The following is a 17,166-nucleotide window of genomic DNA, read 5'->3' as shown; positions in this document are numbered from 1 at the left end:
ATTAGCTAAAAACCCAAATACATCACTTAAATGAATCAACTTTCTACTGAAAATCTAAACCTACTTCCAAACCCAACTGAATTAAAAAAGATTTGTAAATCAATAGCTGCTTTAGAAGCGATCATCTGCCAAGATTGGGAATTTAGATACTATTCTTTTCAAAAAGAATGGAGCGAGAATGAAGAGTTTTGCGAAATGAGAAATGGAGAAGGTGACCAGGTTCTAATAAGTTTTGGAGAAAATGGAACTTGTATAAACGGGTTTGCCCACGAAAGCAAAATGAATGGTTGGCAAAAAGATTCAAAACAAGATATACCAGTAGGTGTTGTTGATGAATTACCGGCTGTATTTAACGATTTTGTATTTGGAGAACCGGTTAAGAGTATCGGCACAACATTCTGTATTTGGCAAACCGAAACCGATGACAATTGGAAAATAGGAAATGTGAAATTGCCAGATGACGATTACAAAGATGGTTCTGGTGACTTGCTACAATTGTTAGACGGAAACCCTTTGACATATAAGAATTGGGCAGAGGAATATTATGAAGAGAATTTTGAGGATAGCGAATTAGCATTAGAACTTGTTGAGCATATTTATGACGGAACCGTAATAACAAAAGATATGGTTCTTAAAATAAACCCTGAATTAGAAGATTTTGAACAACTGATATCTGATTTAGATGAAATTGGTTATGCCCATAAACTATAGCTTATATAATGCTGCGACTATAAAATACAACAACTAGTCTGAAAATAAATGTAATGGAATTTGATAAATTATTATTTGAAAAATCTTTAGATATTATTGGAATTGGTTCCACCAAGAAAATAATAAAAGTGACAGATAAAACGCTTGATTTTTTTAAAAGTATTGGATTATCTGCAGAGCTAATTGATTTCTTAAAAGAGTTTTCATTTATGCAGGGTATAGATTTTGACGGTATCTATTTTTCTCGCGTAAATGATATGAGGTCTGAGAATTTAGAAGAAATAAATAAAGAGATCTTTAAGTATAATTTATTGATTGTAGGTGCTGGTATGAACGGAGATCCGATTGTGTTGAATTTTAAAACCATGAAAATGGGGTATGTTTTTCACGACGAGTTATGGGAAGGTGATACCATAGAAGATTTAGATGCTATTTTTATTGACCTTGGTCTAAGCTTAGGTGAGTTCTATTATAAAAAAGTGACCGAAGAAAATTTCCCTATTGATGCTTACGAAGCAGAGGAGTATATGAATAATTTGAAAAAATAAAATGGCTAAAAAAGAATATGAATTCTTCCTCAACCTACTAATAAGTTGGTGGCAAGGAACTAAAACAAAAAACGAAATCATTGAAGTGGTTAGTCCTGTTTTTGAAATAAAACCGATTTCAGAGTGGTCAGATTTTATTAATGACTTCGAAGAATCTATCAGAGAATACGATGAGCAATATTATTTTGATTGGGCAGAATATAAAGAATACGCAAAAGATACTGCAGCCACAGTACCAGGACTTTTACACTGCATTGAAAGTTACCAGTCTAAAGAATTAACCACAGAAGAATTTATTAATTGGGCGTGTTGGCATAATGGTGATTGTGGTGAAACAACTAGTGGCGTATTTGAAAATAGAAGCATTGAATATTTTTGCCTTTTCTTTCTTCCAAAGTATTATAAGAATTTAGATAGTATTTTTTACACTAAGGCAAGTGGTCTCATTACCGCTAGTAATAAATTACAATATGGTGAATTTGTAATTGCCTTAAACTTACTTCTTGAAAAAGAAAAAAAGAGCATGTATTACTTCCTTAAAAGTTATCTAGAAGGAAAAAAAACAGATGCCGATTTAAATGATTATCTCATTAAAAAAATCAGTATTAACCTACCTGCTTTTAAATTTGACCTTTCTGTTTTTCCTTATTCAGAAGAACTGAAAAAGATTAAAGAGAATGGAGATGGGGTTGAGTCATTGATATCATTAATGGAAAAGTAAGTGAATGTATATCCATCTTCAATTAATAATTTTTACGAAAATTAAAGATGTTTGAATTAGATATTCTATTACACAACAAAGCACATGTGTAAACGTTGAATTTGATAAGATAGAAGCTAATTTTTTAGACAGAAGAATATGTTGAAACACGAATACTTTGGTGAAATAATAGTAGATAATTGGAATATGTTTTTTCAGAAGGAAAAACTAAGCATTCCGTATTTTGAAGAAAGTATTAAGGTAAATCTAATGGAGTATGATGAAGATTTCGAACCTATAGAAGAAATGCCGAATGAGCAAGTACTTAATGCTTATGCCGATACTTTAAAGAAGTTTTTAGCAGACATAGACAATATAATTCTAGATATTCAAGAAGCAGCTTTCAATCGTTATGTAAGAGTTTACGCAAAATATTATGAAAAGCCTTTCGAAGTCATTTTTGAAAATCAAAAGATAAAAAAAGATGAAGCTAATGAGTTTCATCAGCCTTTAAACATAGACACCAAAGAGAAACATTTTGAGTATATGAATAGCATTCTCGAGAAAATCGTTATCTCTAACAATCAAACTATAGTAATTCCGCTTTGCTATGATATTGATGAAGAGCACGGACTCGAAATTAAAATTAGGAATAATAAAGTGGTGAAGGTTGGTGGAATAGGGGAAACCACATATGAATAAAAAATAGAAATTAAATGAGTTACGATATTGTATTATGGAAACGTTCAACCAGAACAAAAACAGCAATGCTTAAAGAATGCTATGAAGCTATAATGGATGAAAAAGACCATACTGCAATGGAGTTTTTTGATGAAGCTCCTTTTTTTGCTGATATGGAAGCGGAATATGGGGTTCTTCAACCTCAATATTTTGGTACAGAAATAGACGATTGTCCTTTTTTATATGAAACCGGAAAAGGTGAGTTTGGCAATTGGATTGTATTCAATATCTCTTGGTCAGATTATCAAAAGACAATTGATGTAGTTGTAGAAATTGCTGTAAAACATGGTATAATGGTGTATGATCCACAACGTGAAAGTGTTTATGGAAATAAAAGACCTAAAAAATGAACAGTAACATAGAAATTGAACAATACGATTTTGGTAATAATACTTATGATAGAATAAGTATAGAGAACACCTTGAATAAAGCAGATTTAAGTGAAATAGCGCACACTGTAGCTACGAAAAGTGTTAGTTATATATCTTTCGATTATGAACAAACGGTAGAAACCTGGAAAGAAATAAACAGAATTGTAAAATCTAGCAATTCAACAATTCGGATAACTTTAATGTATCGTGAAACCAAGCTAGAAAATCTGTCTTTTCTTGAATACTTAACTGATGTAGAAGAGTTGTTTGTATTCTATTTTAGGGGTACTGATTTGAGTCCGATTTCTTATTTAAAAAAGCTCAAAGTGTTGAAATTTTTTGTCGCTTTTCAATCTGCAAAAGTTCGGTTAAAACCATTAACTAGTTTAACCAAATTAGAAGAGCTTAAGATATTTAATATAAAAGATATTGAAGAGATTGAAAAGTTCAAAACCCTTAAATATTTAGGATTAGAAAGTATTAAAGTTGATAACCTTAACTTTTTAAAGTCGTTAATCAATTTAGAAAAAATAGAATTGAGATCTTGTGACAGAGTAACAGATTATTCAGGCTTATACGACTTACCAAAATTGAGTGAAGCTTTTATTGTAAAAAATTATAAAGATACATCAGCAGAATTTTTATCACATTTAAAAAATTTAGAAAAACTTAGTATATCTGACTTTAATTCTGTTGCCAAATTTCCTAGTTTGCAAAATCTAAATAAGTTGACCTACTTATCTATAACTAGCTGGAAAATACTGAATGATATTAGTGGCGTTGCAAAAGCAAAAAACTTGGTAGAATTCTCTGCTTTTGTTGGTAAAGAGTTTAAACCAGAAGCCTTAAAAGTCTTAATTGATCACGCTAATATAAAAACCATAAGAGCAGGGTTCCATAACGCAAAAGAAGAGGCAGAATTTGAAATTATAAAAAAAGAAATTTTAGGATAATAACTGCAAATAAGAACGCCTAAAATAATTAAATGCAAAGCAAAGTTATGATAGAGAATAGTAATTCTTTCTTTAAAGAATATGTACTCAGCGGCGATGGTTCAGGCTTTTTTGATGCTTATGAAAAGAAAGAACTTTGGGGTGACAGACGTATTGATATTCGTATTGTTCATAGGCGGTTAACAAAAGATACGCCAATATGTCTAAAGAAAATACTTGAGAATAAAAACCACTATGATCATGAGTGGAAAGATTTTATAGCTTCAAAACTTTTAGATGAATTAAAGATTGAATGGGATACAATAGAATTGTCTTTTGAACAAATAGTTGACGAACTTGAAATCGTGGATATTTCTTACGGTTATTATGATGCACCATATGACTTCAATATTTACTTTACTCCTAAAAATATAGATTCAGAACACGGTATTGTTTTATTGTGTGATAAACACGGTAAACCAATAAAGACTCATATCGAGTAATTGAATTTTTATGTCTTGAGATTTTAATGAATGATGATTTATAAATATCATTATTCGCCAACTTGAATGCACAATAATAGTATACGAATGCAAAATGGGATGTTGAAAATTTTAAACATTGAAACAATAAAAAAGGAATTACTTTCTGCAAATTCTACAACAGTAAATTTCCCTAAGAAAACCACTTTTGAGTTTCCTGATAACTACAAAAATGTGGTTACCAAAATCAAAACAAAAGAACTATCTGCAGAATGTATTCTGTTCGATGCTGTAAAATCGGTCAATGAAACCAAAGAGTTTTCTGATGTAGATTATTGGAGCGAAAACATGGCAGCAGAAAAGATAAAGGATTATTGGTTTTTTGGTACTAACGGACAAGGAGATTCATGGGTTTTGCATAGTAGTGATAAAGTACTGTTCTACGACCATAATAAAGGAGAGTTAGGGATTGATAATCTGGTCGATTTAGAACTTAATTTTGATCAATGGTTGCAGTTTGCTTTTTTAAACAAACAACTAGAGGATGCTTACCATAATGATAGTTTAACTTTAGCATTGAAGAATGACTATAAATCAAAATTATCTGAATTAAGTACGGGTCTTTTAGAAAACTATCCGTTCGAGATATAAGAGATTTGCTGGCATGGTAAATTTATTGTGCTAACTATAATTGTTAGATTTTGAACATTGCAATTTGCCTTAAAGTAGGCAAACACTAAATACAGATTTTACAACATGAGTTTCGATTTAATAACTACAGGCGATTGTTTAGAGAAAGGTGATCTTGACGCTTTAGAAACGTATGTATTTAAGAACGGCAAAGGTTTTCCCGCGTCTTATAAAGAATTTGTCAAAAAGTATGGATACGGAGTTACTTGTAATTTATTTATAATCTACATACCGATGAATATGTATGGAGATTCCTTTTTTGTGCGGAGTAAAGAGGTGATTGCCACTTATCAAGACGTTTTAGATGATGAAGAAGAACTTTGGTTCGATTTTGGGCCTAATGTGGCGTATAGTAAATTGAAAGATCTTATGCCTTTTAGTGTCAGTGAAAATGGAGATTATCTCTTTTGGGATATAAGCACTTATAATAATAACGAGTATGATATTTATATGACCAATTTCAAGGGGTTACCTTTTGCAAAGGTAGCATCTAGTCTTAATGAATTATTTGACAAAATAACGTCAGAACGAGATTTTCGAAGTGTATTTCCTTTCAGTGAAAGCCCTTTGCCTAAACAATTTAAGCCATTACATAAAGAGCGATAATATGTGGTATTTAAAACACGATTTTCTAGAAAAACAAGAAGGTTTGAAAGAGCAAATTCCTAACAGCTTTTTTACTCGAGCTTGCTCTGAAAAGGAATTTGAATTTATAGCGAAGAGTATAGCCAAAGGTCTGCATTGTAAAGATTTTCAAGTTCCAGATTTCTTAGAATTACCAGAAGAATATAGCGCACTTTTAGAGTATTCTAATGGCGGATTAATCGTTAACGAAGAAAGAGAGTTTGGTTATTTTGATATCGCAACCATAAGAGAGTTTTATATAAATTACGGTTTTATAAAATACGCACCAAAGATGTTACCTATCGCTTTTAACGGTGGTGGCACTTTCTATGTTTATAATTTTGAAGACAATCGCCTAAAGCCAAGTATTGCTGCAGTTCACGCAAGCTGTGTAGGTGATGATGAATTAACTTGTTTTTTAGGTAATACACTTGACGAAGTGCTACGTAAAACTATAAATATTGATAGTGAAATTGATGATAAACAATCTAAAATTGTATTGAACGATAGTCGAAAAAATAGAATTGAAAAGAATGCAAAACTATCAGAACTTAGAATAGCACTTAGTGCGCTTCATGAAAGTAGAACTAAAGGTGATATAGATTTAAAAACCTTTATTAAATCTAAGAAAGTAATTGAACAGAAATTAAAAGCGCTGGAGTAAACGTATAATTAACAATCGCTATAAATAGAATTAAACCCAAACTAAGTAGATATTCTCAAATTAAAACATGAATTTTTTTCCTACTAAAGAATAACATTTCAAGTTAATAGATAGTCAGGCAGAAACCTTAGCAAGGTTGAAAAGAAGAACTGAAAAGTCTGATTACCTAACTTCTGAATATACCAACAAATCATTCCGAGGAACCATAAGTGAAAATAAATTTAAAATTATATCGTCAACAATAGGTAAAGGTGCTTTTTGTGTAATGACTGGCGAGATTTTAGCAGAAGAGATTTATGTAAATGTTGAAATACATACAGTGTTTAAAGTATTATTGACCATGATGTTATGTTTTCCTTTGATTGGGTTCAGTGTTCTTGTCTTTTCTAAAGTAGAAGAATTTTCTCCAAGTTTTATTATAGTTGCATTTGGGCAAATGCTAATGATAAGATATGTTTTTATTGCAATAGCATTTAAGATTTTATCTAAATCGAGTTTAGTTAGATTACGTGATGTATTAGATATTGAGTTTATAAAACCTAGTAAGTAAATCAATGGTGTAATGAGCAGAAAGAAAAAACTAAAATTAGATACAGGTGATATTCTTAGTATTAATCTAGATAATAATGAATATGCTTTCGCAAGAGTTTTAACTAAAGTAAGTATAGGTCATTGTATTGAGATTTTTGATTTTATAGCTGATAGTCAAAGTCAGTACACTAAAGTAAATTTTCAGTCTAGATTATTAAGCCCGCAAATTATTGATTCATATTCAATTTTTTGGCTTAGAAATGAAGGTGATTGGGAAGTTGAAAGTAAGCAGAAAGATTTTTTACCAACTAAAGATGAGGCAACAAAATTTAAGTACGGAGACAAAACGAATTTAACATTAATAGATATTTTTGGTAATCAAGAAGCAATGAAAGAAAATGATGGTAATCGATATCCACCATATAGTCCGAAGGGCGATTTTCAAATAAAGAAAATTATCAAATTTTGGAGAGATAAGAATAGTGGTTCTGATTAGTTTCGAATATAATTTTACTAGTTGAAAATTGATATTATCATAATAGAGTAGTTGTTGCAGGTAATTGAATAAAATCAAAGAGATGACCGATACAGATTTGCAAAATGAGTTAATTAATAGTTCTCTGGAGTATGCTACCCAAATGAATACTCTTGAGTTGAGGTTTTCGAAATTAGATGATGAGAATCCGGGTACAGATTACTTTCCTGAGTATAAAGAAAAGTATCTAGGCATTTTTAATAAATACTGCACCAATAAAAAAAGAAGTTATGGCGGTCAAGGCGATTCTTATGGAGAGCCAGCTGAATATGACGGCATAGAAGATTCCATCGAACAAAAAACGGAATTGAAAACAAAAAGTAGAGCTGAAGTTTATTTTAAAACTAAAAACGCTTTTGATGCAGAATATTTATTTGTTCTCTTGAAAAAGTCTGGAGAATGGAAAATTGACAGTTCAAAGTATAAGTGGTACAAACAAGAAAAATGGGATACTTTACACTTATAAAAATTAACTAAAAAAGTGCCTTTAAAACTTAGCTAAATAATATTAGTAGTGGTGTTTAATTTTTGAAAAAAATAGAAATCAAATGAAGTATAATTTTGAAAAAGAATTTTTAGCTCAGAATGAAAATAAAAGTGATGCTACCAATCTTAGAGAAAAATTAAGTGAAACAGAAATAAAAAAGTTATTAGAAGAATACCCTAAATTATCAGATGACTATATCGATTATCTTAAGGAAATAGGAAGTGGGAATTTTAGAGAATGTCAATTTGTTGTTCAAAACTACTTGTTTAATTTAGACGACCTAGGTCTTGCAGAACACTATGATGAGTTAGGTTCTGGAATTAAATTTTTTGGGGATAATTATTGCGGAGACTTTTCAGGGTTTGATTTTGACAACAACCCTGAATTAGTGGTAGAATTTTGGCACGAAGACGGTACAATATGTGAAACCAATAAAACCTTCAAAGAATATATTCGTGAGCAAATGCTAATTGACGATAATGGACAAGATGAACGAGAATAAAGCTAGCTGCCGAAATAGTTGTAATTTTTACTTTTATGAGAATATTAGAAAATTCTAAGAAATATACCCTTGCCGAAATATTCGAATTCATTTTGAATTCGAATGAAGAATTTGTCATGGATAATTATAATTTATATCTGAAAGATGATAGCGTAAAAACTTCAAAAGATATGGACTGTTTCATCTCAAATGAAGGAATTGATATTGATGATAACGACAATGAAATTCATCCTAAATTTGTTATCGATAATGGACTAGAATTTTATTGTTCTGGTCAATTAATAGAAGATGTCGTTCTTAATACGATTCACCAAAAAGATGAAGATAAAACAAAAGTTACCATAGGTCAGCTAGTTATATCTTTAGATTTTTATCTGCAAAACGATAATTTCTTGACAATTGAATGATTGAAAAACGACATAAATATATTTTGAATTAATTATAGCCTTTAGAGGCTAAAAGTTGTCAATAATTAAATAGTATGAAAAGTTTAAAAGAGCAAACCGATGCTAAAATTGCATCAGGTAGATTAGCGAAACCTGAATTCATGAAGGGTGTAGATGAAGTTATAGAGGAGGCAAAAGCTTTTGAAAAAGGAGCAAATGCGATTAAAATTGGGCAAAAAGCTCCAGATTTTAAACTTCCTAACCCAGAGGGGGAATTAATAGCATTAGACAATTTATTAGAAAAAGGTACTGTTGTCGTTACTTTTTATCGCGGAGATTGGTGTCCGTATTGCAACTTGCAACTTAGAGCTTTACAAGCGAGATTAGGTGAAATTCATGAGCTAGGTGCTACATTGGTTGCTATAAGTCCGCAAGTACCAGATGGGTCATTGACAAAAAGTGAAATCAATGAAATGGATTTTATAGTATTGTCCGATCAAGATGCAAAAGTGGCTTCAGAGTTCGGAGTGGCATGGGAAGTTCCAGAGTTTTTGTTAGATCATATGCGTGTAGATCGTAATCTAGATTTAGCGGCAATTAATAATGGAAATGGTAGTGTATTGCCAATACCGGCAACCTTTATTTTAAGTAGTGATGGTGTGGTTCAATGGAGCTATGTCAATGTAGATTATAGAACACGTTCAGAACCGGAAGAGATTATAGCGGCTTTGAAAGAGTTGTCTTAAGAACTAATTTCATCTTATAAATGAAAACAGTGAACGGCGAAGAAAAAAGATTTAAAACGAAAACGGGTTTTTGTCATATTTTACCCGATAGTATTATATTGACTAGAGATGGTATAATTGGTAACATTTCAAAAGCAGTGGTAGGTAAAAGCATAACGCGAGTAATGTTAATTTACGGGGGTATTTCTGCATTTTTATTTTATTCAGCTTATGACGGTTTTCAAAGAGGAGAAACCTTTAGTACTGTGTTATTCGGATTATTTGGTCTTTATTTAGTATATGGAATACTAACTAGCTTAAATAATTCGGCAACATCAAGTATTGAAAGAGATAAAATTAAAAGTGTCAAATTTAAAAAAGCAATATTCGGACTAACGCGTGCGCGATTTATCGTTGTTTTTGAAGATGAAAATCAAAAAATTAAGAAGCGATTAATCATGCTGCCAGGATCATTGAATAATGCATCGAAAGAGACGGAGATTGCTTTGCAAGTAATGAGAGAAGAGAAATTACTGGATATTTAAAAATTTATCAATAACTAAATCATCTAATAGATAAACCAAAATAACTGTTTGAAAAAAATAAAAATAAAACTTACTATTAACGACATCGGGAAATTCAGGTTCTACTGGGGTATTTTGTTGGGATTTGTATATGGTTTTTACTTGAATATTTGGTTAAGACTTATTGATTCTAGTTTTTTTATAGTACTCAATTTAAGTGATCATTATAATTTAAGTCTCGATAGTTTTACTTTAAGCTCTTATAATTCATTTTTACTTGCATTTACATCGTCAGCACTTGGGTTTTGTATTACGATGTATATATGGACTAGTAAACCTATTTCTGTAAATAGAAAAATCACATTTAAAAATAGAATTGCGAATACGAATTCAATGTTCATATTCATGTTGGTTCTATTTGTATTAACAAAGTTTATATCAGTAAGTAGTACTTTGCTTTACAGAGATTATAGAATAAATCTCGAAAATTTTTATGGTTATACGCCATTTCTTCTTCCTGGTTTCATTTTTCTTTTCAATTGGTTGAAACCTTCTCAATATTTTAAATCTAAAAAATTGATGTGGTATTCCGCTGCTATAGTAATGGGTTATGGCATTTTCTTAGCCAAAAACCAAATAGGTAATATTTTTATAACGGGTTATACCAACGAAGAAATGCAAGAAAAAATTGATATCGAGAATGAGGAATTAAAGTTACTATCTGAAAAGATGTTAGGTACATGGACGGAAGATCAATGGGTTGGTATTGATACTAAAAATTTGCCACCGCCTCCGCCTTTAATAAACCCTGCTCACGATTCACTTTGGCCTCCCTATTACGAAATTTCAGATAATCAAATAAAACATTTTTTTCTAGGTATAGACTCAACTTCATACAAACTTAATAGGAGAAATAAAGTACTGTCCTTGATTAGTTTGAGAACCGATTTAATAGGTTATCAGAAAGAATGGCGCATTTTGAGTGTGTCAGATTCAACTATGACTGTTGAAAGAAGGTTTAGTTCACGTTTTTATGAAACTTCGAACTATACCGACGGTAGCGATACTATAAATTTTATAAGAAAAGAATAGTAATCTTGAATAGACATTCAAGCAATTTAGCAGACGTTAAAAACGTTCTAAAATGAGTGAAATTAACTATGGTTATAGTTTATAAATTCTTTAATCTTTTAGCTTATACATAATGAGAATCATTAAATGCTTTATTTTTATTCTGTTCATGCAAACCGGTTCAGTCTGTCATTCTCAGCAAACCCATCAAAATAGTCCTAAAATGACAAAAGAGGTAGAAGTGCTTATTAAATTGGGAAAAGATGAAATTGTTGCATCTGCGCTAAAGTCAATCGGAGGTAATGTAAGTCTTGAAAATTTTTCATCAGCCACAGTATTGACAAATGGTAAAGAAGTATATGTTTCTTTAAGAAATCAATATAAATACCTTCCTATAAATACAATCTACTATTTTGATGTTGGGGTGAATATTACTACGCAAACGACGTATAAAAACTCCGTTGCAAATCCTTACAATTATTCCACTGAACGAACGATTCCCTATTTTAAATCAACAGAAGATATCAATAAGCATATCGATTTTGTAAAACATGCAATTGGTAATTTAGAAGGTTTTGAAGATGATTTGATTATTCGTGAGAATGAAGATTTTTATGCTATTGAAGTAGTATCAGAATCTCAAGAGTCTAGCTATAAGATCAAAAAAGGCACAGGTGAAATATATGATGAATTTCACGCGCATCTTGAGCCAATTCCATTTGATATTGATGACGCTGAAGAATTTAAAGAGGTAGATTTTCCTGAAATTTTAAAGTAAACCAAGACGAGGGTAAGCATTGCATTAGGGTTAATAATGAGTTTCGACAATAAATAACATAGACATTAAAAAGTTGCCATATTTTAATTACTAATAAGCAGACTCAGGCAACTATAGAAAACTGTAAGAATGATAAAATTAAAAGATATAGGGTCATTTGAAAGTGTTCCTCAAATAGTATCAGACATAATTCAAGGCAATACAGATGCATTAGATACCCATTTACAGCAGGGGTGGAATGTTAATGAGCTTATAGAAATAGGTGAGTATAGTGAAGAATCTCCTCTAGATTTAGCTTTAATAATGGAGTCGTTTGCATCTGTAAAATGGCTGGTGGAACATAATGCTGATCTCAACTCAAAAGGCAATCCTAGTTTTCTGAGAGCTGTTCGTTATTGCAATGAAGAAATTATTAGATATGTTGTAGCGCACGGTGCCAAAATTAACCTGGTTAACAATGTAAAATCTGACGCATTCGAACAGGCGCTTTATGGTAATAGAATTGAAAATTTACCTATAATTCATAGTTTAGGCTACACGGTAAATGAATATGGTGGTAAGGCTTTTAGAAAAGTGGTTAGTGATCAAAACCACAAAGCCATAGATTTTTTTATCTCTAATAATGTAGATATAAACTATAACAAACCAGATATGGTGTATTCTTTTATGCCAACACCACTATGTGTGGCAGCTCGGTATGTAAATCTAAAAATGTGCAAATACCTAGTTGAGCATGGTGCCGATGTAACCATAGCTGAAAAAGACGGACTAAGACCCTATCAAATTGCATTAGAAAAAGATGATAATGAAATGGCAGAATATTTCAAGTCGCTAGAACCCAAAAAATTTCATAGTTTAGAATATAAGTTAGGTGAATTAGAGCCCTATAAATTATCTAAAGACTTAATTGAATTTTTAAATGGTGATAATTTGCATCTTGCTTTACCTGAAAGTGATTTTGAATACTTTAACTTCTTTTCACTGGTTAATATAGTTCCATTAAAACATGGTAGAAAAAAGCTTTTAAGACTTTCAAAATCTTCTGGTGAATACGAGCATATTATATTAGTATGGAATCCTAAAACACAAAAAATAGCTTGTTTTGATTTAGAACATGATGAGTTAAATGACCTATGCAGTTTTAAAGATTTTATGAAAGATCCTAGTATGCATATAGAAAAAATTTTCTAGTTAAAATGAGGGTTGAAAATTTCTAAGGCTTCAATAATTAAGTTTTAATTGATCAAAAAAAATAACAAAAAAATATAGTAATGGATATTAGAGCGGAATTTGAAAAGTATTCTTTTGATGTTGTTGATAAGCTTTTTAGTGAATTTGATGGTGATTTAAGTAAAATGACTGTACCTGAGCAAGAGGTGGTAAGAATATGGCGATTAGAAGCTGATATGTACAATGGCGGATTTATGCAGTTTTTCTGCAATTGGGGTTACGAAAACTTTGTAGAGACTCAAAAAGTGCTGAAAAAGATTGAGGCTGTAAAATCTCTTGCGTTAATAACAGAATGTGAAAAAATCATTTCAAAATTAAAAGATGATGACAGGGTAAAAGCTCTTTGGGATATTCCTAAATATTTGCCTGAATATATAACAGAAGCTGAAGATAACCGACTGAATGAACTAGACGAGCTATACTGGACAAATGTAGATGATATTCAGAAAATAGCATATGACGTATACCTAGCCTAATCGTGCGAATTGCAAATAATCTGGCACAACTATTTATTTAAGTTTTTAAAAAAGTAAAATATTTAAATACACTTTCTGTGCTTTTTATTTAAACACTATAATACACAACCATGCAAAACATTCTTTTCGCTTTCTTACTGTCTATTGGTCTTTTTGGTTGTAAATCTGAAGTGCAAAAAAAGACAAAGGACATTGTGGTAGTAGCTGTTAAACCTGTAAAAAAAGACTCGGTAAAATTGACAAATGGTTTTGATTTTCCTGTTGGTAAACCAAATGCTAGCGGTTATTACAATGCCCAAAAGTTCGGAGAAAATAATCATTTAGGAGAAGATTGGAACGGAGTAGGTGGTGGTAACACAGACTTAGGCGATTCTATATATGCCATCGCAAATGGTTATGTCTCTTTTGCTGAAGATATAAATGGTGGATGGGGAAATGTAATTAGAATTATACATCAAACAGATGCCGATACTCAAATTGAATCTCTTTATGCCCATTGCCTTAAAATTGACGTTCAAGAAGGGGACCATGTAAACAAAGGCGATAAGATCGGTACAATCGGAAATAATAGTGGGCAGTATTTAGCGCACCTACATTTAGAACTAAGAAGTGAAGTAGGTTTGCCGATCGGTGGTGGGTATTCAAGTAACACGTCTGGGTACATAAACCCGACCGAGTTTATTAAGAACAACCGATAATAAAACGAAGCTGATATAAATAAAAGCTAATACGTAATTTTTAAGATTCAAATGAAGCACAAACAAATTACAGACAAAATCGGATTTGAACAGTTGAATGAGTCCATAGAAGATGATCTCATCAGACTAGTTACGCGAGGTATGGCTAGAAAGAATGGCGGTAGTCTTGATGATGTTGAATCGTATGTGCTACCCTTAATGCTAACCCGTTGGAATTGTTTTTTGCTAGCAGAAACAGGATTGGCTAAATACTATAAAGAAAAGGTTTACCTAACATTAGCAACCCTGCTGCATAAATATGGTTTTTCAGATAAGCACATAACAGAGAAAGCTCTTGAAGCAATTGATGTATTAAATGATAATGTTGTTTTAAGTGATGACTTTTTTAGAAAATCTCCAAAAATAAAAGAGTTCTTAAAAACGAAACCTACAGCATTAAAAAGAAAACCTTCTAGGCAAAAGAACACTACGTTCTTTAGAGCGAATGATCTTTTTTCTATCAATATAGATGGCACCTATTATATCGCTTTTATTCATAAGCTAACAGGCATAAATGAAAGTCCGGTAATTGAGTTTTATGATGAAACGTTTAACAGGCCGCCAAAGTTAGAAGATATAAAGACAAAAAAAGCTAGAGGGCAGCAGTATAATGATGGTATGGTACATGCCTCTAAATTTGCTATCTACGGCATGAAATATCAACCAGATTTAGCAAATCAAATTCATTTATTATCGGCTAGCGAAAATTCGGTTATGGCTCCAGATAGTAGTCACTTAGAAGAATCTGTTGGCGTGTATACAGTCAGTAATTTATTCACGATACAAGATACCATTAGAAAAATGTTTTCTGAGCAACGAAGGCAGTCATAAAAAGATACATTTTTAAAAAAGAGTTACCTGTACAATATAACTATTTTAAGGCTATATAGCTTACAGGTTATAAGTTGTGCTGTCCTTAACAGAATTCAATACAAAAGAACTGTGTATAGTAGAAATACCATCTATAATGGATAGTTTTTCATTTAAGAATTTATGAAACTCGGCAATATCGTCTACCGCTATTTTCAATAGAAAATCAAAATTTCCAGATACTTGATGACATTCCATGATATCTGGCAACAACAGTATTTCTTCTTTAAATTTGTCTGCCAATTTCTTTTGATGCTGAGATAAGGTCACTTGACAGTAAGCAATTAATTCTTTCCCAATTTTGGTTCTATCTAAAAGCGCAACATATGACTTAATAATTTCTTGCTGCTCTAACTTTCTAATTCTTTCATAAGTGGGGGTAACGCTTAATCCTACTTTTGCCGCAATTTCTTTAGTGTTTTGCTTCGCATTTTCTTGAAGTTGCATCAAAATTTTACCATCGATTGTATCCATGCCAGTTTATTTTTCTGTTAATCGAACCATTAATGAGTTAAACAGTTATTTAAAACTGTTAAATTAAGTATATCAGTTCAATATTCTGTATATATTTTATATAAAGTAATTTATTATCAGTAATTGTAATTTTACAGTATTAAAATACGCATAACAAACCGCAATGAATATGAATAACGAACAACAGATAGATGAGCTGTTAACCAAACTAATTCAAGAGAAAGATAGAGTTATAGGTTACCCAGTTGCAAAAGATTTTGATTATTCAAGATTATACGAGTTTTTAAAGCATCCTATAAACAACGTAGGTGATCCTTATGAAGATAATACGTATAAGGTTCAAACACATGAAATGGAGCGAGAAGTGGTCGATTTCTTTGCTAAATTATACAGAGCAGATCCTAATGATTTTTGGGGGTATGTAACCAATGGTGGATCAGAAAGTAACTTGTACGGCTTGTATTTGGCAAGAGAATCTCACCCAAAGGCAATGGTATATTTTTCAGAATCAACCCACTATAGCGTAAAGAAGAATATTCATTTATTGAACTTACCAAGTATAACCATTAGGGCGCAAGAGAATGGCGAGCTAGATTATGATGATTTAGAGAATACCTTGCAATTGAATAGAGATAAACCGGCTATTATTCTAACCACATTTGGTACGACTATGACCGAGGCGAAAGATGATGTTTCGAAGGTGAAAAGAATTTTGAAGAAATTGGCTATTCAAAATCACTATATACATTGCGATGCAGCTTTGGCAGGTTCTTACGGTCCTTTTATAGAACCACGAATTCCTTTTGATTTTCAAGATGGTGCAGATAGTATTTCAATCAGTGGGCATAAATTTATAGGATCTCCGTTTCCTTCTGGTGTTATAATTGCAAAGCGTTCGTTGAGAGATCGTATAGCAAGGGGTATTTCATATATAGGCTCTTTAGACACTACCATTACAGGGTCAAGAAACGGACATAGTCCGTTGTTTCTATGGTACGCCATAAAGAAAATGGGTGTAAAAGGTTTAGAAGAACGGTATCGTCATAGTTTAGAAACTGCCGAGTATTGTAAACAAGAACTTTTAAAAATAGGCATCAACGCCTGGAAGAACGAAGGGGCAATTACTGTTGTGCTGCCTAAAGTTGCCGATGCTATTAAAAAGAAATGGCAATTGGCGACCGATGACATTACACACGTAATTTGTATGCCTAATGTTACTAAGGATCAAATAGACGAGTTTATTCAAGATATAGTCGAAGAGCAAAATAAAAGTGCTCAAAAAGAAACTGATGCATTGGCACTTCAAGATTAAATAGAAAGTTCTAATTTTATAAAAGCCCGATTTCGATAATTAACGAAATCGGGCTTTTGTTTTTG

25 protein-coding genes are annotated in these 17,166 nt (G+C 31.6%); 24 read left to right on the top strand and 1 reads right to left on the bottom strand.

Annotated elements, in window-relative coordinates:
* Nucleotides 1–30 precede the first annotated feature (30 nt).
* The 23 genes from QSV08_RS11635 to QSV08_RS11525 all read left to right on the top strand — a co-directional run bounded on the left by QSV08_RS11635 (nucleotide 31) and on the right by QSV08_RS11525 (nucleotide 15,276).
* Entirely contained in the window at nucleotides 31–711 is a 681-nt protein-coding gene (locus tag QSV08_RS11635; protein WP_324023494.1) for a hypothetical protein, read from the top strand.
* A 53-nt stretch (nucleotides 712–764) separates the two neighbouring features.
* Nucleotides 765–1,259: a hypothetical protein gene (locus QSV08_RS11630; protein ID WP_324023492.1), complete on the top strand. Its 495-nt coding sequence runs from the start codon at nucleotides 765–767 to the stop codon at nucleotides 1,257–1,259.
* A gap of 1 nt (nucleotide 1,260) precedes the next feature.
* Nucleotides 1,261–1,980, top strand: a complete 720-nt coding sequence (locus QSV08_RS11625; RefSeq protein ID WP_324023490.1) for a hypothetical protein — start codon at nucleotides 1,261–1,263, stop codon at nucleotides 1,978–1,980.
* Between the two features lie 138 nt (nucleotides 1,981–2,118).
* Nucleotides 2,119–2,661, top strand: a complete 543-nt coding sequence (locus QSV08_RS11620) for a DUF6985 domain-containing protein (protein WP_324023489.1) — start codon at nucleotides 2,119–2,121, stop codon at nucleotides 2,659–2,661.
* Nucleotides 2,662–2,675: 14 nt separating this feature from the next.
* Nucleotides 2,676–3,050, top strand: a complete 375-nt coding sequence (locus QSV08_RS11615; protein WP_324023488.1) for an aldehyde dehydrogenase — start codon at nucleotides 2,676–2,678, stop codon at nucleotides 3,048–3,050.
* Nucleotides 3,047–4,024: a hypothetical protein gene (locus QSV08_RS11610; protein WP_324023486.1), complete on the top strand. Its 978-nt coding sequence runs from the start codon at nucleotides 3,047–3,049 to the stop codon at nucleotides 4,022–4,024. The genes QSV08_RS11615 and QSV08_RS11610 overlap by 4 nt, the downstream gene beginning before the upstream one ends.
* A gap of 32 nt (nucleotides 4,025–4,056) precedes the next feature.
* Complete coding sequence (locus QSV08_RS11605; protein WP_324023484.1) at nucleotides 4,057–4,506, top strand: hypothetical protein; 450 nt, start codon at nucleotides 4,057–4,059, stop codon at nucleotides 4,504–4,506.
* 99 nt (nucleotides 4,507–4,605) lie between these two features.
* Nucleotides 4,606–5,136: a hypothetical protein gene (locus tag QSV08_RS11600; RefSeq protein WP_324023482.1), complete on the top strand. Its 531-nt coding sequence runs from the start codon at nucleotides 4,606–4,608 to the stop codon at nucleotides 5,134–5,136.
* A 105-nt stretch (nucleotides 5,137–5,241) separates the two neighbouring features.
* A complete protein-coding gene (locus tag QSV08_RS11595; RefSeq protein WP_324023480.1) occupies nucleotides 5,242–5,781 on the top strand; it encodes an SMI1/KNR4 family protein in 540 nt (179 codons plus the stop codon).
* 1 nt (nucleotide 5,782) lies between these two features.
* Nucleotides 5,783–6,463 (top strand): SMI1/KNR4 family protein, encoded by a 681-nt coding sequence (locus QSV08_RS11590; protein WP_324023478.1) that lies wholly within the window; start codon nucleotides 5,783–5,785, stop codon nucleotides 6,461–6,463.
* Nucleotides 6,464–6,599: 136 nt separating this feature from the next.
* Nucleotides 6,600–7,013 carry a hypothetical protein gene (locus QSV08_RS11585; RefSeq protein WP_324023476.1) on the top strand — a complete coding sequence of 138 codons (414 nt, stop codon included), beginning with the start codon at nucleotides 6,600–6,602 and terminating at the stop codon, nucleotides 7,011–7,013.
* A 12-nt stretch (nucleotides 7,014–7,025) separates the two neighbouring features.
* The gene (locus QSV08_RS11580) at nucleotides 7,026–7,490 is read left to right on the top strand and encodes an Imm26 family immunity protein (RefSeq protein ID WP_324023474.1); all 465 of its coding nucleotides are present in this window, start codon (nucleotides 7,026–7,028) and stop codon (nucleotides 7,488–7,490) included.
* Nucleotides 7,491–7,572: 82 nt separating this feature from the next.
* Complete coding sequence (locus QSV08_RS11575) at nucleotides 7,573–7,995, top strand: NTF2 fold immunity protein (RefSeq protein ID WP_324023472.1); 423 nt, start codon at nucleotides 7,573–7,575, stop codon at nucleotides 7,993–7,995.
* Between the two features lie 82 nt (nucleotides 7,996–8,077).
* Nucleotides 8,078–8,518 carry an SMI1/KNR4 family protein gene (locus QSV08_RS11570; protein WP_324023470.1) on the top strand — a complete coding sequence of 147 codons (441 nt, stop codon included), beginning with the start codon at nucleotides 8,078–8,080 and terminating at the stop codon, nucleotides 8,516–8,518.
* A gap of 170 nt (nucleotides 8,519–8,688) precedes the next feature.
* Nucleotides 8,689–8,925 (top strand): DUF7716 domain-containing protein, encoded by a 237-nt coding sequence (locus QSV08_RS11565; protein WP_324023468.1) that lies wholly within the window; start codon nucleotides 8,689–8,691, stop codon nucleotides 8,923–8,925.
* 74 nt (nucleotides 8,926–8,999) lie between these two features.
* Nucleotides 9,000–9,650 carry a peroxiredoxin-like family protein gene (locus tag QSV08_RS11560; RefSeq protein ID WP_324023466.1) on the top strand — a complete coding sequence of 217 codons (651 nt, stop codon included), beginning with the start codon at nucleotides 9,000–9,002 and terminating at the stop codon, nucleotides 9,648–9,650.
* A gap of 20 nt (nucleotides 9,651–9,670) precedes the next feature.
* Complete coding sequence (locus QSV08_RS11555) at nucleotides 9,671–10,174, top strand: phosphoribosylaminoimidazolesuccinocarboxamide synthase (protein WP_324023464.1); 504 nt, start codon at nucleotides 9,671–9,673, stop codon at nucleotides 10,172–10,174.
* Between the two features lie 48 nt (nucleotides 10,175–10,222).
* Complete coding sequence (locus QSV08_RS11550) at nucleotides 10,223–11,245, top strand: hypothetical protein (protein WP_324023462.1); 1,023 nt, start codon at nucleotides 10,223–10,225, stop codon at nucleotides 11,243–11,245.
* A gap of 202 nt (nucleotides 11,246–11,447) precedes the next feature.
* Entirely contained in the window at nucleotides 11,448–12,002 is a 555-nt protein-coding gene (locus tag QSV08_RS11545) for a hypothetical protein (protein ID WP_324023460.1), read from the top strand.
* A gap of 129 nt (nucleotides 12,003–12,131) precedes the next feature.
* Entirely contained in the window at nucleotides 12,132–13,193 is a 1,062-nt protein-coding gene (locus tag QSV08_RS11540; protein ID WP_324023459.1) for an ankyrin repeat domain-containing protein, read from the top strand.
* Between the two features lie 80 nt (nucleotides 13,194–13,273).
* The gene (locus tag QSV08_RS11535) at nucleotides 13,274–13,708 is read left to right on the top strand and encodes a DMP19 family protein (protein WP_324023457.1); all 435 of its coding nucleotides are present in this window, start codon (nucleotides 13,274–13,276) and stop codon (nucleotides 13,706–13,708) included.
* Between the two features lie 110 nt (nucleotides 13,709–13,818).
* A complete protein-coding gene (locus QSV08_RS11530) occupies nucleotides 13,819–14,406 on the top strand; it encodes a M23 family metallopeptidase (RefSeq protein WP_324023455.1) in 588 nt (195 codons plus the stop codon).
* Between the two features lie 51 nt (nucleotides 14,407–14,457).
* Nucleotides 14,458–15,276: a hypothetical protein gene (locus tag QSV08_RS11525; RefSeq protein WP_324023454.1), complete on the top strand. Its 819-nt coding sequence runs from the start codon at nucleotides 14,458–14,460 to the stop codon at nucleotides 15,274–15,276.
* A 60-nt stretch (nucleotides 15,277–15,336) separates the two neighbouring features.
* On the opposite strand, the gene QSV08_RS11520 is transcribed toward QSV08_RS11525, so the two are convergent.
* Nucleotides 15,337–15,789: an Lrp/AsnC family transcriptional regulator gene (locus QSV08_RS11520; protein ID WP_324023453.1), complete on the bottom strand. Its 453-nt coding sequence runs from the start codon at nucleotides 15,787–15,789 to the stop codon at nucleotides 15,337–15,339.
* A gap of 169 nt (nucleotides 15,790–15,958) precedes the next feature.
* On the opposite strand from QSV08_RS11520, the gene QSV08_RS11515 reads away from it, so the two are divergent.
* On the top strand, nucleotides 15,959–17,101 hold the full coding sequence (locus QSV08_RS11515; RefSeq protein ID WP_324023452.1) for a histidine decarboxylase: 1,143 nt from the start codon (nucleotides 15,959–15,961) through the stop codon (nucleotides 17,099–17,101).
* Nucleotides 17,102–17,166: the final 65 nt, after the last annotated feature.

Source organism: Maribacter sp. BPC-D8, assembly GCF_035207705.1.
Taxonomy (GTDB): domain Bacteria; phylum Bacteroidota; class Bacteroidia; order Flavobacteriales; family Flavobacteriaceae; genus Maribacter.
Note: the sequence above shows the minus strand (reverse complement) of the source record. Positions and strands in the feature narration are given on the sequence as shown.

Bases quoted from the DNA above. Each gene is read 5' to 3' on its own strand.
- QSV08_RS11635 (WP_324023494.1), top strand. From the start codon at position 31: ATGAATCAACTTTCTACTGAAAATCTAAACCTACTTCCAAACCCAACT.
- QSV08_RS11630 (WP_324023492.1), top strand. From the start codon at position 765: ATGGAATTTGATAAATTATTATTTGAAAAATCTTTAGATATTATTGGA.
- QSV08_RS11625 (WP_324023490.1), top strand. From the start codon at position 1,261: ATGGCTAAAAAAGAATATGAATTCTTCCTCAACCTACTAATAAGTTGG.
- QSV08_RS11620 (WP_324023489.1), top strand. From the start codon at position 2,119: ATGTTGAAACACGAATACTTTGGTGAAATAATAGTAGATAATTGGAAT.
- QSV08_RS11615 (WP_324023488.1), top strand. From the start codon at position 2,676: ATGAGTTACGATATTGTATTATGGAAACGTTCAACCAGAACAAAAACA.
- QSV08_RS11610 (WP_324023486.1), top strand. From the start codon at position 3,047: ATGAACAGTAACATAGAAATTGAACAATACGATTTTGGTAATAATACT.
- QSV08_RS11605 (WP_324023484.1), top strand. From the start codon at position 4,057: ATGCAAAGCAAAGTTATGATAGAGAATAGTAATTCTTTCTTTAAAGAA.
- QSV08_RS11600 (WP_324023482.1), top strand. From the start codon at position 4,606: ATGTTGAAAATTTTAAACATTGAAACAATAAAAAAGGAATTACTTTCT.
- QSV08_RS11595 (WP_324023480.1), top strand. From the start codon at position 5,242: ATGAGTTTCGATTTAATAACTACAGGCGATTGTTTAGAGAAAGGTGAT.
- QSV08_RS11590 (WP_324023478.1), top strand. From the start codon at position 5,783: ATGTGGTATTTAAAACACGATTTTCTAGAAAAACAAGAAGGTTTGAAA.
- QSV08_RS11580 (WP_324023474.1), top strand. From the start codon at position 7,026: ATGAGCAGAAAGAAAAAACTAAAATTAGATACAGGTGATATTCTTAGT.
- QSV08_RS11575 (WP_324023472.1), top strand. From the start codon at position 7,573: ATGACCGATACAGATTTGCAAAATGAGTTAATTAATAGTTCTCTGGAG.
- QSV08_RS11570 (WP_324023470.1), top strand. From the start codon at position 8,078: ATGAAGTATAATTTTGAAAAAGAATTTTTAGCTCAGAATGAAAATAAA.
- QSV08_RS11565 (WP_324023468.1), top strand. From the start codon at position 8,689: ATGGACTGTTTCATCTCAAATGAAGGAATTGATATTGATGATAACGAC.
- QSV08_RS11560 (WP_324023466.1), top strand. From the start codon at position 9,000: ATGAAAAGTTTAAAAGAGCAAACCGATGCTAAAATTGCATCAGGTAGA.
- QSV08_RS11555 (WP_324023464.1), top strand. From the start codon at position 9,671: ATGAAAACAGTGAACGGCGAAGAAAAAAGATTTAAAACGAAAACGGGT.
- QSV08_RS11545 (WP_324023460.1), top strand. From the start codon at position 11,448: ATGACAAAAGAGGTAGAAGTGCTTATTAAATTGGGAAAAGATGAAATT.
- QSV08_RS11540 (WP_324023459.1), top strand. From the start codon at position 12,132: ATGATAAAATTAAAAGATATAGGGTCATTTGAAAGTGTTCCTCAAATA.
- QSV08_RS11535 (WP_324023457.1), top strand. From the start codon at position 13,274: ATGGATATTAGAGCGGAATTTGAAAAGTATTCTTTTGATGTTGTTGAT.
- QSV08_RS11530 (WP_324023455.1), top strand. From the start codon at position 13,819: ATGCAAAACATTCTTTTCGCTTTCTTACTGTCTATTGGTCTTTTTGGT.
- QSV08_RS11525 (WP_324023454.1), top strand. From the start codon at position 14,458: ATGAAGCACAAACAAATTACAGACAAAATCGGATTTGAACAGTTGAAT.
- QSV08_RS11520 (WP_324023453.1), bottom strand. From the start codon at position 15,789: ATGGATACAATCGATGGTAAAATTTTGATGCAACTTCAAGAAAATGCG.
- QSV08_RS11515 (WP_324023452.1), top strand. From the start codon at position 15,959: ATGAATAACGAACAACAGATAGATGAGCTGTTAACCAAACTAATTCAA.